Consider the following 13898-nt stretch of genomic DNA (forward strand, 5'->3'; position numbering starts at 1 on the left):
CGGCGAGGTCCCGCACTCGCTTTTCCGGAGCGAGGCGGGACCTGATGCAACCACTAAGCCGCGAACGTGTCCGCGATGTCCAGGACCTCGTCCAGAATGGCCAGGCCCGTCCTGGCATCCTCAACGCTGATATTGCACGGCGGAACCACATGGATACGGTTGAAGTTGGCGAACGGGATGAGTCCACGTGACTTGCAGGCTGCCACGAGTTGGTTCATCTCGGGGCTGGAAGAACCGTACGGAGCCAAGGGTTCGCGGGTGGCACGGTCCTTGACCAGCTCGATGGCCCAGAAGACACCCCGGCCCCGCACTTCGCCCACGGACTGGTGACGTTCGGCGAATCCTGCGAGCGCCGGCCCGATCACGTCAGTGCCGAGGCTCGCTGCGTGCTGCACCATGCCTTCGCGTTCCATGGCATTGATGGTGGCTACGGCGGCCGCCGTAGCCAGCGGGTGGCCGGAGTAGGTCAGTCCGCCCGGGTAGGCGCGGGTACCAAAGGTAGCTGCGATTTCCGGACTAATTGCTACGCCACCGAGTGGTACGTAGCCGGAGTTCACGCCCTTTGCGAAGGTGAGCAGGTCCGGAACAACGTCAAAATGCTCGACGGCGAACCACTTGCCTGTGCGTCCGAAGCCAGCCATGACCTCATCGGCTATGAAGACGATGCCGTACTTGGTGCACAGCTCCCGAACGCCTTGCATGTATCCGGCCGGAGGAACGTAGATGCCCGCCGTTCCGGGGATGCTCTCCAGCATGATCGCAGCGATGCTGGACGGACCTTCGAACTCGATGAGCTGTTCCAGGTGCTCCAACGCCCTCTGGGCTTCCTCTTCCTCGGTGGTGGAGTGGAACGCCGTGCGGTAGAGGTATGGCGGGAAGAAGTGAATGGTGCCCGCGGAGCCGTTGTCACTGGCCCATCTCCGTGGATCACCGGTGATATTGACTGCCAAATGCGTTCCGCCATGGTACGAGCGGTAGGCGGAAAGGACCTTATGGCGGCCAGTGTGCAGCCTGGCCATTCGGACGGCGTGCTCATTGGCATCTGCCCCGCCGTTGGTGAAGAAGATCCTGTCCAACTCCCCCGGGGTCCGCTCGGCGATCAACCGTGCGGCTTCGGATCGGGCGTCGTTCACATAGCTGGGAGCAATGGTGCACAGCTTTGCTGCCTGTGCGGCGATCGCCGCGACTACGGCCGGGTGCTGGTGTCCGATGTTGGTGTTGACCAGCTGCGAAGAGAAGTCCAGGTACTTGTTGCCCTCTCCGTCCCAGAGGTGTGAGCCCTCTGCTGCGCTGATGACCATGGGGTCCAGCGTGTCCTGCGCAGACCAGGAGTGGAAGACGTGCTTGCGGTCCAGGTCGTAGGCGCGTTGGGCTGCCTCGCGGTCCGTTTGTGTTGGTTCAAGGGTGGCGGTCATGGTGGCTGTCCTGACGTCGTCGGCGCTTAGGAGTTTTGGGGGAAGCCGAGGTTGATTCCGCCGTGGCTGGGATCCAGCCAGCGGGTGGTGACGGCCTTGCCTCGGGTGAAGAATCCGACACCTTCAGAACCGTGGGCATGGGTATCTCCGAACAGGGAGTTCTTCCACCCGCCAAATGAGTAGTAGGCCATGGGCACCGGGACGGGGACGTTGATGCCCACCATTCCCACCTCAACTTCGTTCTCGAAGCGGCGGGCTGCACCGCCGTCGTTCGTGAAAATGGCGGTGCCGTTGCCGTACGGGTTGGCATTGATGGTGGCCAGGGCGTCGTCGTAGCTGTCCACCCGGACCACCGAGAGCACGGGTCCGAAAATTTCGTCCTGGTAGATGGACATATCGGTGGTGACGTGGTCGAACAGGGTGGGGCCCACGAAGAAGCCGTCGCCTTCGGCGTCGGGAACTACGCCACGACCGTCGACGACGAGCGTGGCACCTGCCGCTTCACCGGCGTCGACGTATCCCGAAACCTTGTCCCTGTGCTGGGATGTCACCAGGGGGCCCATGTCGCAACCGCGCAGTCCGTCGCCGGTGCGCAGCGAGCGGGCACGATCAGCGATTTTGTCCACCAGCGCATCGGCGATGTCGCCCACGGCCAGGAGCGCTGAGACAGCCATGCAGCGTTCCCCGGCGGAACCGAACCCTGCGTTAATGGCGGCGTCGGCAGCGAGGTCAAGATCGGCGTCGGGAAGGACAATCATGTGGTTCTTAGCGCCGCCAAGCGCCTGGACCCGCTTGCCGTGGGCAGTAGCCGTCTCGTAGACGTACTTGGCGATCGGGGTGGAGCCCACGAAGGATACGGCCTTGACGTCCGGGTGCGTCAGAAGGGTATCAACCGCCACCTTGTCACCGTGAAGGACGTTGAACACGCCGTCGGGCAGCCCGGCTTCCTTCCAGAGTTCGGCGACCCAATTGACAGCCGTGGGATCCTTCTCACTGGGCTTGATGATGACTGTGTTGCCTGCCGCGATCGCGATCGGGAAGAACCACATGGGCACCATCGCGGGGAAGTTGAACGGGCTGATGATTGCCACAGGGCCCAGTGCCTGCCGGATGGAGTGGATGTCCACCTTGGTGGAGGCGTTCTCCGTGTAGCTGCCCTTGAGCAGGTGCGGAATACCGCAAGCGAACTCCACCACTTCCTGTCCACGGGTTACCTCGCCCAGGGCATCATCCAGGACCTTGCCGTGCTCGGAGGTGATAATCGCGGCGAGCTCGTCCTTTCGGGAGTTGAGGAGCTCACGGAAAGCGAAAAGGATCTGGGTGCGGCGAGCCAAGGAGGTATCGCGCCATGCCGGGAAAGCCGCTTTCGCGGAGGCGACGGCGGCATGACCGTCCTCGACGCTGGCCAAAGCAACCTGCCCGGTCACCTTCCCCGTGGCTGGGTTTGTGACGGGAGCTGTGCGGTCGCCGGCGGGGACGTAGCTGCCGTTGATCCAGTGCTCGATGGTGTTCAAGAGTTCTCCTTGGTGCAGGGGGTGTTTTCGAAGGTTGGAATAAGTCTGTCCGTCGCGACGTGCGCCCAGAAGAGCCCATGTGTAAAGGAATACTCAGCGAGCCTTACACTGTGTAAATGCTGCCGACCGTTCGCGCCATCCTCGGGCTTCCAGTGCTGCGAGCCGCCGCTCCCAAGGTCCTTAGCGGCACAACGGGATTGGACGCGCCCGTTCGTTGGGTGCATGTCAGCGAAATCCTTGACGTCGGCAACCTGCTGTCCGGCGGGGAACTGGTTCTGACCACGGGACTGGAGCTGGAAAAATCCCCGGAAGAATCGGCGTCGTTCATCCGGTCACTGGAGGCGGCCGGAGCCGCAGGATTGATCGTGGAACTGGTCGGGCAGCGCCAACGCAGCCGAACGGCCTTGGAGAAAGCCGCCCGTACGGCAACATTGCCGGTGGTTGTTGTGGAACATCGGGTGCGGTTCGTCCAGGTCACGGAGATCGTCCACAGGATGATCGTGGCTGAACAGCTGGAGCGCGTGGAACGCGCCCGGGACGTCCACGAAGCATTCACCGTGCTGAGCTTGGAAAGTGCCGACACCCAACGCGTCGTGGAGCAAGCAGCCACCATGATTGGGGCTTCAGTGGTGCTGGAGGACCTTTCGCACTTGGTGCTTGCCTACGCGGGTCACCACGTGTCCACCACGGATCTTCTGGACGACTGGGAGCGACGATCCAGGACCACGCCCTTCCCGGCACACACCGGACGGTCCGGACCAGAGCGATGGCTGCAGGCAGCAGTGGGAGTTCGGCAACAAGTCTGGGGCAGGCTGGTAGTGCCCATGCCGTCCGCGGCTTTCGGTGCCGACGAAGACATGGCGATCATGGTTCTTGAGCGGGCCGCCCAGACCCTGGCGATCAACCGTTTGGCGGATCGCGATCAACGCGAGCTCAGCCATCACGCACAGGCCGGACTCCTGAACGCGCTCCGCCAGCCCCGTGGACTCAGCGAAGCGGAGGCACTGGCACGGGCGGGTTCCTTGGGTTTGAAACGCTCGTCCTACTACGTTCCTCTGGTTTTCAGGACCGCCCTGCAGGCTTGGGGTTCCCCCGTCCTGCCCGCGGACCCCTTCGCCGGGCAGCAGGACGAACGCGAACTTCTCGAGCGGCTGGCCAAGGCGTTGAAGTCCAGCGCCGGCACAGCTTTGGCGGCAAGCATCCAGTCCGGTTCGGTGGGGATGATCCTCGCCCTCCCCGCCCGCCAGCAAGAGGAGGCGACCCTGCAAATCCTGGCCGGGGCCGCAGCAGGGCCAGGGGCTGATGCGACCTCCAACGCCCCACCCAATTCCGCGGTGCCCCCTGCATGGATCATTGGAGTGGGCCGCATGAAGGCAACACTTTTGGAAGCCGCAGCCGGCATCGACGAAGCCGCCCATGTAGCAGAGAGTGCCGCTACGCTCCGGGAAGCGGGCAAGCCCTACTATCGGGCTACAGATGTGCGCCTTCGCGGGCTCCTGGCCCTCCTGCGCAAGGACCCACGCGTTCAGCAATTCGTGGAGTCGGAGTTGTCAGCCGTCCTCCAAGCAGACGCCGAGGGCAAGGGGGAGTATCTGGAACTGCTGGGGCTTTACCTCGGGTCCGGTGGCAACAAAGCAGCCATGGCGCGCAGCGGTTACCTGAGCCGCCCTACTCTTTATGCCCGGCTCGCCAAGTTGGAGGAACTGCTGGCCGTGGACCTGGACGACGCCGAATCGCGAACCTCACTGCATGTGGCGCTCTTGGCGCACCTCATCCGGGGCCAGTAACCGGGCGCCTTAGGTGCGACCATGGACGGATGGCAAAACCCTTCACCCTCACGCAGCTGCGGTACTTCGCCGTGGTGGCGGAACTCGAGAACATGACGGCAGCGGCCCAGCGACTGATGGTGACGCAGTCTGCGCTATCCGCGGCGATGGCCCAGTTGGAAACGAGCCTGGCCACGCAGCTGTTCGTTCGCCATAAGTCCCGGGGCCTTCGACTGACACAGAGCGGCCGGCAATTCGCCAAAGACATCAAGTCCTTCCTTGAGCAGGCAGATTCGCTGTATGAGTCCGCGCGAGGCCTGTCCACCACGCTGGTTGGCGAGCTGAAAGTCGGCGTCTTCGCCCCGCTGGCGCCTTTCCGCCTTCCTGCCATCCTGCAAACGTTCGAAAGCCGGCATCCCGGCGTCGAGGTTTCCATTCTGGAGGCGGATCTGGCTACGTTGCAGGACGCACTGATGGATGGCCGTTGCGATGTCGCCCTCACCTACGGCCTGGGCCTTGGCAAGGGTTTCGCGTACAAGGTGGTGGAGCGGGTTCCGCCACACATCCTGGTCCACGAGGGGCATCCGGCGGCGGGCCGCCCGGAACGTGAAATCTCGCTGATGGAGCTCGACGGCGAGCCTTCCGTAGTGCTGGACCTTCCGCATAGCCGGGAGTACTACGAGCAGCTCTATGCCATGGCCGGAGTAGTCCAGAATGTCCGGCACCGATTCGCAGGTTATGAGACCGTACGCTCATTCGTTGCCAAGGGCCACGGCTATGCCATCCTCAATCAGCGGCTGCACAGTGACGTCACCTACTCAGGTGGAAGGGTAGTCCCTCTGGCATTGACGGATGCTTTCCCGCCGATCGAGGTGATGTTGGTCCGGCCGGAAGGAGTCCAGGCCACCCAACGGGTGTTGGCCTTCGAAGAGACCTGCCTGAAGTTGTACGGCGCCGTCCGGGACTAGGTCCCCACAGCTGGGTTATCGAATAAGTCGATCGCAGAATCAAAAACAATCAATTGGACAGATGTGATCCGCGTCACCGAAGGTTGAACCAGTCCAGCTTCTGCGCCACCGGGTAAATACCCCAAAGTGCCCGCCGTTGCAGTAAACGTCACCTCAGCTGGACCTCCGTTTGCCATCTTGATCAGAGGAGATTCGATGGTTCAGAACAGCGTAGAAAGTGTCCGCGTGGTTTCGGCCCACGGACCCATCCGCAACAACGAAGCAATATTCGCCGAAATCATTTCCCACAGCCGAAACACCGAATCGGCAGCAGGAAATCTGAGCACCCTAGCGTGGCAGTCATGACCCTCAATAAGCTCGCCGAGCAAGAATCGGCCCAGGATCCGGCACCGTTGACGCCCACCACCACCGGCAATGTCCAGCCCCACCACAAGTCCACAGTCATGCAGAAGCGTGTCCTGGCTGGCGGTAGCGTTGGCCAGTTCATCGAGTTCTACGACTTCACCCTCTACGGCCTCACGGCAGTGGTATTCTCTCAACTCTTCTTCCCGGGCAGCAACCCGCTGACGGCAATGCTGGCCACGTTCGCCACGTTCGGCGTAGCTTTCGTGGTCCGTCCCCTCGGCGGCCTGTTCTTCGGCGCACTGGGTGATCGGATCGGTCGGCGCCGGGTCCTCACCATCACCCTCATCGCGATCGGCGGAGCCACGGCCCTCATGGGGCTGCTCCCCACATACGCCCAAATCGGAGCTTGGGCACCGGCCCTCCTGGTTCTCTGCCGGCTGATCCAAGGATTCTCCGCGGGTGGCGAATCCGTTGGTGCGCCGTCCTTCGTGTTCGAACATGCGCCCGTCAGCAAACGTGGTTTCTGGCTCAACATCACCATCGCAGCAACGGCGCTGCCATCGGTGGTGGCGGGCTCCATGATCCTGATCCTCAGCCAATCCATGCCCAATTCGGCATTCATGGAATGGGGCTGGCGCTTGCCCTTCCTGCTCGCCCTCCCCCTTGCCTTGTTCGGAGTGTGGATCCGTAGCCGCACCGAAGAAAGCGATGTCTTCAAGAAGGCACAGGACGGGCAGACCAAGGAATTCAGCCCCATCCGCGAGGCCTTCCGCGAAAACAAGCTCCGCATGTTGCAGGTCGTCTTCGTGATGGGCCTGACAGCAATGGGCTTTTACTTTCTCTCCGCCTACTTCGTCTCCTATGTCCAGACGACAGGAAAACTAAGCCGCGAGCAGTCATTGATGGTCAACGCCGCGGCACTGGCACTCTATGCCGTACTCCTGCCGATCGGCGGGCGACTCGGGGATCGTTTCGGCCGCAAGCCAATGTTGATCGCCGGTTCCGCTGCCCTGGCTTTGCTGTCCATCCCGAGCTTCATGCTCGTGACCAGCGGGAGCCTGCCCCTTGCACTGCTCGGCCAATCAATCTTCGTGGTGGCACTCTGCATCTACGGTGGCGGCTGCTACACGTTCTTCGTCGAAATCTTCACCACCAAGACACGCTTCACCTCGGCAGCTGTCAGTTACAACGGCGCCTACGCGATCTTCGGCGGCACCGCTCCACTGATCGGCACCGCACTGGTAGGCGCTACCGGGGTACCGCATGCGCCAGGCCTCTACATGGCGGCAGCTGCCGCCGTCGTACTTCTCCTGATCCTCTTCACCAAGGTGCCTGAGACCCGCGGCCGCATGGGCTGAGACCCACCCCACCCACTGCACTTCCAAGCACTCTAAGGACCCCCATGACTTCCTCCGCTTTCCTTCAGGACTTCCACCATGTGGCCACCATCGGCGCCACAGCCAACAACGGCGTCGACCGCCAAGCCGCAACGCCGGATGATGCCAAGACCCGCGCCTGGTTTGGGCAGTGGATTCACGACGCCGGATGGCAGCTTCAGGTGGATGGCATCGGCAATATGTTCGGGCTACTTGAGTGGACGCCCGGGGCGCCCTTCATCCTGATCGGTTCCCATCTGGACAGCCAGCCGTTGGGTGGCCGGTTCGACGGCGCCTACGGTGTGATTGCCGCCCTGCACGCAGCCAGGGCCATTGACCTCGAAGTCAGGGCGGCCGGCACTGCGCCCCGCTTCAACCTGGCCGTCGTCAACTGGTTCAACGAGGAAGGCGGCAGGTTCGCACCATCCGTCATGGGAAGTTCCGTTTTCACGGGGCTGTTTGACCGTGAACAGATGTTGTCCGTCAAAGATCTCCAGGGCGTCTCAGTCCGTGAGGCGTTGGAAGGCATTGGTTACCTGGGCACGGACGCGGGACCGAAGGCCGCGGGCTACGCGGAAATCCATATAGAGCAGGGCCGCATCCTGGAACGGGAAGGAATCAGCATCGGTTTGGTGGACAGCAGCTGGTACACGCAGAAGCTGGACATTGAAGTGTTGGGCGAACAGTCCCACACGGGCGCAACAGCCATGGCAGACCGGCACGATGCCCTGGTGGCGGCATCGAAAATCATCCTGATGGTCCACGAGGTCACCAAAGACTTCGACGAGGAAGCATTGGTCTCTTCCGTAGGCCAGCTGACGTTGGAGCCAAACTCGCCCATCGTCGTCGCACGTCGTGTGCACCTGGTGGCGGATTTAAGGTCGGGCGACCCGGAGATCGTCAATGCAGCCCGCGCCAGGTTGCTGGCCGACATCGGGAAACTGGCCGCTGAACATGACATCAAAGTCAACGTCAAAGACTTCGATATCCGCCCCATCCGACGTTTCCCGGAAGCCGGGCTGGAACTATCAGCCAAGATCGCGGCCAACCTTGGGCTGTCTTCCCGCCGCATCCAGACCATGGCCGGGCACGATTCCGTGGCCATGAACACGGCCGTTCCGTCGGTGATGTTGTTTATCCCGAGCGTGGACGGCGTATCCCACTGCGAGCGCGAATTCACCAGCGACGAGGACATGGTGACGGGCGTGCAGATGCTGACGGGTGTTGCCCGGGAACTGGTGCAGGGAGAGCTGGCATGACCGCGTTGCACTACCTCGACGCCAGTACGGCCCTGGGTCTGTTCCGGCGCCGCGAGCTCTCTCCGGTGGAACTACTGCAAGCGGTGATCGACCGCATCGGGGAGGTAAACGGTGGCGTCAATGCGCTGACAGAGACACTCTTTGAGGAAGCCCTGCCGGCGGCACGAAAGGCAGCCACCCAGTATGCCCGCGGCCGGGACATTACTCCCCTGCTTGGATTGCCGGTGGCCGCAAAGGAAAAGCACGGGCTCCAAGGCCGCACGCTTTCCCAAGGTCTCGTGATGCGGAAGGACACCATTGCAACGGCCGACCATCCTGTGACTGACAGGATTCGACGGGCCGGCGGGATCATCCACGCCCGAACCACCACACCGGAATTGAGTTGCGCCACTGTCACGCACAGCCCGCTCTGGGGTGTCACCCGAAACCCGTGGAACCAACAGTTCTCCCCCGGTGGGTCATCGGGAGGTTCAGGGGCGGCGTTGGCTGCAGGGTTCGCGCCCCTGGCTACGGCGTCCGACATCGCTGGATCAACCCGGTTGCCGGCGTCGTTCACTGGAACCGTTGGCTACAAGGCGCCCTACGGAAGGATTCCAGGGTTGGCCCCGTTGTCAGCGGACCACTACCGTGGTGATGGGCCCATGGCACGTACCGTGGCAGACACGGCATTGCTGGCGAACATCATGTCCGGGCGGCACCCCGGTGATCACACCACAGTGGCCGACGCTTCGTCCATAACTCCGGATCCGGCAGCGGCGGCCGGCTTGAGGATCGCGCTTTGCCTACGCTTGGGCAATTACCCGGTAGCTCCCGACGTCGAGGCCAACACCCGTCGAGTGGCGGAAGCTCTGACGGCGGCGGGGGCCGTGGTGGAGGAGATCGTCCTCCCTTGGACTGTCGAGGAAATCAGCAGAACCATGTTCACGCACTTCGGATATCTGCTGGGCCCGGCCATGGAGGACGAAACGGCCGGTAGCGAGCCGCAGCTTGCCGCCTACACCAGGCGCTTTATGGCTGACGCCCGCGCGGCAGCCGAGCACAACCGATATGTAGACGGGCTGCGGGCCGAAACCCTCCTGCAGGCGCAGTTGGCAGAAGCCATGACCGGGTTCAGCGCCTTGCTGTGTCCGGCGTCGGCTATCTCAGCTTTGGAAGCCGACGCCGACTATCTCAATGGAATCGACGCCAATGGCCAACACCTCAGCCATTACTGGCAAGCGCATATGACCGCGCCGTTCAACATTGCCAATCGATGCCCGGTCCTGGCCGTTCCCAGCGGCATGGCAGACTGCGGTATTCCCACAGGGGTGCAGATCGTGGGCCATCCGTTCGATGACGCGACCGTATTCCACATCGGTGCAGCCGTGGAATCCGTACTTCCCTGGGCTGATCGCCACCCCATGGCACCCGAATTCGCGGGGCACTCCGGGTAGCGGAGCTACCCTACGCGCTCACCAGCCCCGCAACCTCGGCCACGAGTTCCACCGACCGCAGGCGCTCTTCGGTGCCAATGCTTTGGTGCGCCACGATCAGTTCATCGGCATCAGCGAACGCCGCGAACTCGTCGAGGTAATCGCGCACCACATCTTTGGTGCCCACGGCGGAGAACTTCATCATCTGGGCGATGTGCTGGCCCTGCGGGGAATCGAGCACCATGTCTGCTTCGTCGTCGGTGAATTCGCGACCGCCACCAAAGAACAGGGAGACACGGGCGCGCTTCACGGCGAGGTGGATGGCCTGGGCCTCGGCGTTGGAATCCGCGGCGGTAACGTTCACGCCGGCGATCACGTGAGGCTCGGACAGCTGGTCCGAGGGCTGGAATTCACGGCGATAAACAGCTACGGCATCCTGAAGCGCGGCAGGAGCAAAGTGCGAAGCGAAAGCGTACGGAAGGCCCAACTGGGCGGCCAACTGGGCGCCGAACAGCGAGGACCCCAGGATGTACAGCGGCACGTTGGTGCCCTTGCCTGGCGTCGCTTCAACACCTTGGATGCGGGTGGGACCAGTGAGGTAGCCCTGCAGTTCCAGGACATCCTGCGGGAACCTGTCCGAGGACGTGTGGTCGCGGCGCAGCGCACGCATGGTGTTTTGGTCACTGCCGGGGGCACGGCCAAGACCGAGGTCGATCCGCCCGGGGTGCAGCGTCTCCAACGTGCCGAACTGCTCAGCAATGGTCAGCGGCGAGTGGTTGGGCAGCATGACGCCACCGGCACCCAGGCGGATGGTTTTGGTGTGGGCGGCGACGTGGGCGATCAGCACGCTGGTAGCGGAGGAGGCAATCGCGGACATGTTGTGGTGCTCGGCGTACCAGACCCGGCGATAACCCAACTCTTCGGCCTTCTGCGCCACGGCCACGCTGCCCGCGAGGCTTTCCGCCACCGTCTGGCCCTTCCCGATGGTTGCCAGGTCGAGGATGGAAAGAGGAACAGTCACAGGAAAGGCCTTTCGGTACGTTTTTTGTGCCCGCACGGTTGATTGCCGGGCACTCTAGCGACAACGACGACGACACCCGGCTTATTTCTGTGAGTTGCGTCGCGCTGTGGTTACCCAAGTTCCAGGGAACGCTTTTGTGACCCCGTTCGACGCCCGATTAACCGCCGTGAACCCCTGTATCCCAGCGTTTCAGATCGCTTTGACCGCTTCCCAGGAGCTGCCGGATAGTTGCAGCCACAAGGACGCATCAGACTTCCCGATTCGGGCAATCCAAGGAGAAATAATGGCACGCTTTGCTCTCAAGACCGGCGCCACCGCGGCGCTGGCTGCTACGGCGTTACTGGGGCTGGCGGCCTGCTCCGATCCCGGGGCGACGGCCGCAACGGGGGCGACCGCCACGGCGTCGAGCGCTTCATCAAGCACCAAAGAGTTCAACCTGACCCCGCAGCAGGACCGCATCAAGGTGTCTGTGGACTCAGCCGCGGCCGCATTGGTTCCGGACGCCATCAAAGCGGACGGCAAGCTGACCGTGGTGACCACCGGCGGCACTCCGCCGTTGAGCACGTTTGCCACGGACAACAAGACCCTCATTGGCAGCGAAGTGGACATCGCCTACGCAGTGGGTGAGAGCCTGGGCCTTCAGGTGGAAGTGCTGCCCGTGGCGTGGGCCGACTGGCCGCTTGGCGTCGAATCCGGCAAGTACGAGGCCGTCCTCTCCAACGTCACTGTGACCGAGGCCCGTAAGGAGAAGTTCGATTTTGCCACGTACCGCAACGACCTCCTGGGCTTCTACGCCAAGACCGACTCGGACATCTCCACCATCAAGGAAGCCAAGGACGTAGCCGGGAAGCGCATCATCGTCGGCTCGGGCACCAACCAGGAAGCCATCCTGGTGCGATGGGACGAGGAGAACAAGAAAAACGGTTTGAAGCCGGTTGAGTTCCAGTATTACGACGACGACTCCGCCTCCCAGCTCGCCCTCCAGTCAGGCCGTGCGGACCTGACGTTCGGACCCAATGCTTCCGCGGCATACAAGGCTGCGAAAGATGGAAAGACCAAGGAAGTGGGCACGCTCGAAGGAGGCTGGCCGCTGAAGGCCGAAATTGCCTTCACCACCCAAAAGGGCAACGGACTCGCCGTCGCCGCCCAGGCTGCACTCAACACCCTCATCAAGGACGGCAGCTACGGCAAGATCCTGGACCGCTGGGGACTCTCCTCCGAGGCCATTCCGGCGTCCGAGCTGAACCCGGCAGGCCTGCCCAAGAAGTAGGCTCGCTGACCCAAGTAAGTAACAGCACATGTCGCAATGAACGCTCAATGGAGCGTTTGCTGTCACTCAGTTGGGTGCGGCTAGAAGTGGGCGGGGTCCGTGTTGGCGCCGCAGAGAATGACGGCAACGGTTTCGCCCGCTCGTGGGGTGTAGGCGCCTGACAGCAGCGCGGCGTAGGCTGCGGCTGCGCCGTGCTCCACCACGATGCGGTGCGTCTCCCACAGGGCCCTCCGGGCTTGGACAATATCCTCGTCGGTGACCAGCAGGCTTTGGACACCTGTACGCCGGGCAACTCCGAAGCCGATCTCTCCGATCCGCCGGGCTCCGAGGGAATCGGCCGCGATCCCGGAGACTGCCACGTCCACTGGCTCGCCCTTGGCCAACGCAGTGTGCAGGGTGGGAACCGTTTCGGGTTCGACGCCCACCACGCGAGCCTTGCCCTCTACCGCCGCTGCGATGCCGCCCATCAGCCCGCCGCCGCCTACAGCGACGAGGATCGTATCGACGTCGGGCAGTTCGTCCAGGAGCTCAAGCCCGACGCCACCTGCGCCAGCCACGATCTCGGACTGATCATAGGCATGGCAGTACACCGCGCCCTTCTCCTCGGCGAAGCGGATCGCAGCGGCATAGGCCTCTGCGTACTCAGCGCCGCCTTGGACTACCTTCGCGCCACTTGCGTAGAGCTTGTGGACCTTGTTTGCCGGAGCCGATTCTGGAACGAAAACTGTTGCAGGGACTCCCAGCTTGGCTGCGGCGTAAGCGTTGGCAAGGCCGGCGTTGCCACCGGAAGCCACCACGATGCCCACCTCCGGATTGAGCTCCCCGCTTTCCTTCGCCGTGAGCAGGCGGTTGAAGGCGCCACGGGCCTTGAAGGAGCCCGTGTGCTGCATATACTCGCACTTGAACCACAGGTGGTACGGCTCCTGGTTGCCACTCTCGGCCAGCGGCGTATGGCGAACCCAACCGGCTGTTCGTGAGTACGCTGCTTCTACTTCTTCGCGTGTGACCATCGTGGCTGCACCTTTCGTCGGTTTCATCCTATGGTTTTCGTGGGCGGCCTCGAACTGTGCGGCATAGGCTTGATGGCATGTCCGCTGACTTTGTCCTCCGCCCCTCTGTAGCCACCGACGCCGCCTGGATTGCCGAACTGCGCGCCGTAGTGATGCGCCCGGACCTTGAGCGGTTGCAGCGTTTCGATCCTGTGCGGGTCCGCGAGCGCTTCTTGAACGGCTTCCAGCCCGAACATACGTACGTCATTCATTCGGACGGCGTAGATGCAGGTGTGATCGCTATCCGACCTGAGCCGGACAGCCGGTGGATCGAACACTTCTATGTGGCTCCCGCGCATCAGGGCAGAGGCCTGGGCAGTGCCGTGCTTCGCCACGTATTGTCGGCTTCCTTGGACGAACGCCCGTTCCGTTTGAACGTGCTTCAGGGCAGCGCCGCCCGTCGCCTGTACGAACGTTACGGCTTCGTGCTGGAATCCGAGGACCCCATCGATGTGTTCATGGTGGCCCCCGTCAACCCCTGACCTCACGGACGGAAGTGCGGT

12 protein-coding genes are annotated in these 13898 nt (G+C 62.8%); 8 read left to right on the plus strand and 4 right to left on the minus strand.

Features of this window, described 5'->3' with window-relative positions; all coding sequences use genetic code 11:
- Positions 1 to 53 precede the first annotated feature (53 nt).
- Both ACZ881_RS16300 and ACZ881_RS16305 read right to left on the minus strand, forming a co-directional pair.
- On the minus strand, positions 54 to 1415 hold the full coding sequence (locus ACZ881_RS16300; RefSeq protein WP_474661566.1) for an aminotransferase class III-fold pyridoxal phosphate-dependent enzyme: 1362 nt from the start codon (positions 1413 to 1415) through the stop codon (positions 54 to 56).
- A 26-nt stretch (positions 1416 to 1441) separates the two neighbouring features.
- Positions 1442 to 2929, minus strand: coding sequence for a CoA-acylating methylmalonate-semialdehyde dehydrogenase (locus ACZ881_RS16305; RefSeq protein ID WP_091469750.1), 1488 nt, complete (start codon positions 2927 to 2929; stop codon positions 1442 to 1444).
- A 116-nt stretch (positions 2930 to 3045) separates the two neighbouring features.
- Between ACZ881_RS16305 and ACZ881_RS16310 the strand changes: the two genes are divergently transcribed.
- The 6 genes from ACZ881_RS16310 to ACZ881_RS16335 all read left to right on the plus strand — a co-directional run bounded on the left by ACZ881_RS16310 (position 3046) and on the right by ACZ881_RS16335 (position 10076).
- On the plus strand, positions 3046 to 4716 hold the full coding sequence (locus tag ACZ881_RS16310) for a PucR family transcriptional regulator (RefSeq protein WP_476116972.1): 1671 nt from the start codon (positions 3046 to 3048) through the stop codon (positions 4714 to 4716).
- Positions 4717 to 4745: 29 nt separating this feature from the next.
- Positions 4746 to 5663 carry a LysR family transcriptional regulator gene (locus ACZ881_RS16315; protein WP_476116974.1) on the plus strand — a complete coding sequence of 306 codons (918 nt, stop codon included), beginning with the start codon at positions 4746 to 4748 and terminating at the stop codon, positions 5661 to 5663.
- Positions 5664 to 5858: 195 nt separating this feature from the next.
- The gene (locus ACZ881_RS16320) at positions 5859 to 6008 is read left to right on the plus strand and encodes a hypothetical protein (RefSeq protein ID WP_475037672.1); all 150 of its coding nucleotides are present in this window, start codon (positions 5859 to 5861) and stop codon (positions 6006 to 6008) included.
- On the plus strand, positions 6005 to 7366 hold the full coding sequence (locus ACZ881_RS16325; protein WP_091469743.1) for an MFS transporter: 1362 nt from the start codon (positions 6005 to 6007) through the stop codon (positions 7364 to 7366). Before ACZ881_RS16320 ends, ACZ881_RS16325 begins: the two co-directional genes overlap by 4 nt.
- Before the next feature lie 44 nt (positions 7367 to 7410).
- Entirely contained in the window at positions 7411 to 8643 is a 1233-nt protein-coding gene (locus ACZ881_RS16330) for a M20 family metallo-hydrolase (protein WP_091469740.1), read from the plus strand.
- Entirely contained in the window at positions 8640 to 10076 is a 1437-nt protein-coding gene (locus tag ACZ881_RS16335) for an amidase (RefSeq protein WP_476116977.1), read from the plus strand. The genes ACZ881_RS16330 and ACZ881_RS16335 overlap by 4 nt, the downstream gene beginning before the upstream one ends.
- Positions 10077 to 10086: 10 nt before the next feature.
- On the opposite strand, the gene ACZ881_RS16340 is transcribed toward ACZ881_RS16335, so the two are convergent.
- Positions 10087 to 11076, minus strand: coding sequence for an LLM class flavin-dependent oxidoreductase (locus tag ACZ881_RS16340; RefSeq protein WP_476116979.1), 990 nt, complete (start codon positions 11074 to 11076; stop codon positions 10087 to 10089).
- Between the two features lie 283 nt (positions 11077 to 11359).
- Here ACZ881_RS16340 and ACZ881_RS16345 point away from each other — a divergent pair, with 283 nt between their 5' ends.
- A complete protein-coding gene (locus tag ACZ881_RS16345; protein WP_476116981.1) occupies positions 11360 to 12346 on the plus strand; it encodes an ABC transporter substrate-binding protein in 987 nt (328 codons plus the stop codon).
- An 80-nt stretch (positions 12347 to 12426) separates the two neighbouring features.
- Here ACZ881_RS16345 and ACZ881_RS16350 read toward each other — a convergent pair whose 3' ends face one another.
- Positions 12427 to 13356, minus strand: a complete 930-nt coding sequence (locus ACZ881_RS16350; RefSeq protein ID WP_476116983.1) for a threonine/serine dehydratase — start codon at positions 13354 to 13356, stop codon at positions 12427 to 12429.
- 77 nt (positions 13357 to 13433) lie between these two features.
- On the opposite strand from ACZ881_RS16350, the gene ACZ881_RS16355 reads away from it, so the two are divergent.
- The gene (locus ACZ881_RS16355) at positions 13434 to 13877 is read left to right on the plus strand and encodes a GNAT family N-acetyltransferase (protein WP_476116985.1); all 444 of its coding nucleotides are present in this window, start codon (positions 13434 to 13436) and stop codon (positions 13875 to 13877) included.
- Positions 13878 to 13898 lie beyond the last annotated feature (21 nt).

This window comes from Paenarthrobacter sp. TE3676, from assembly GCF_056279165.1.

Coding starts and splice junctions, on each gene's coding strand:
- ACZ881_RS16315 (WP_476116974.1), top strand. CDS start 4,746: ATGGCAAAACCCTTCACCCTCACGCAGCTGCGGTACTTCGCCGTGGTG.
- ACZ881_RS16350 (WP_476116983.1), bottom strand. CDS start 13,356: ATGGTCACACGCGAAGAAGTAGAAGCAGCGTACTCACGAACAGCCGGT.
- ACZ881_RS16345 (WP_476116981.1), top strand. CDS start 11,360: ATGGCACGCTTTGCTCTCAAGACCGGCGCCACCGCGGCGCTGGCTGCT.
- ACZ881_RS16325 (WP_091469743.1), top strand. CDS start 6,005: ATGACCCTCAATAAGCTCGCCGAGCAAGAATCGGCCCAGGATCCGGCA.
- ACZ881_RS16300 (WP_474661566.1), bottom strand. CDS start 1,415: ATGACCGCCACCCTTGAACCAACACAAACGGACCGCGAGGCAGCCCAA.
- ACZ881_RS16310 (WP_476116972.1), top strand. CDS start 3,046: ATGCTGCCGACCGTTCGCGCCATCCTCGGGCTTCCAGTGCTGCGAGCC.
- ACZ881_RS16320 (WP_475037672.1), top strand. CDS start 5,859: ATGGTTCAGAACAGCGTAGAAAGTGTCCGCGTGGTTTCGGCCCACGGA.
- ACZ881_RS16330 (WP_091469740.1), top strand. CDS start 7,411: ATGACTTCCTCCGCTTTCCTTCAGGACTTCCACCATGTGGCCACCATC.
- ACZ881_RS16335 (WP_476116977.1), top strand. CDS start 8,640: ATGACCGCGTTGCACTACCTCGACGCCAGTACGGCCCTGGGTCTGTTC.
- ACZ881_RS16355 (WP_476116985.1), top strand. CDS start 13,434: ATGTCCGCTGACTTTGTCCTCCGCCCCTCTGTAGCCACCGACGCCGCC.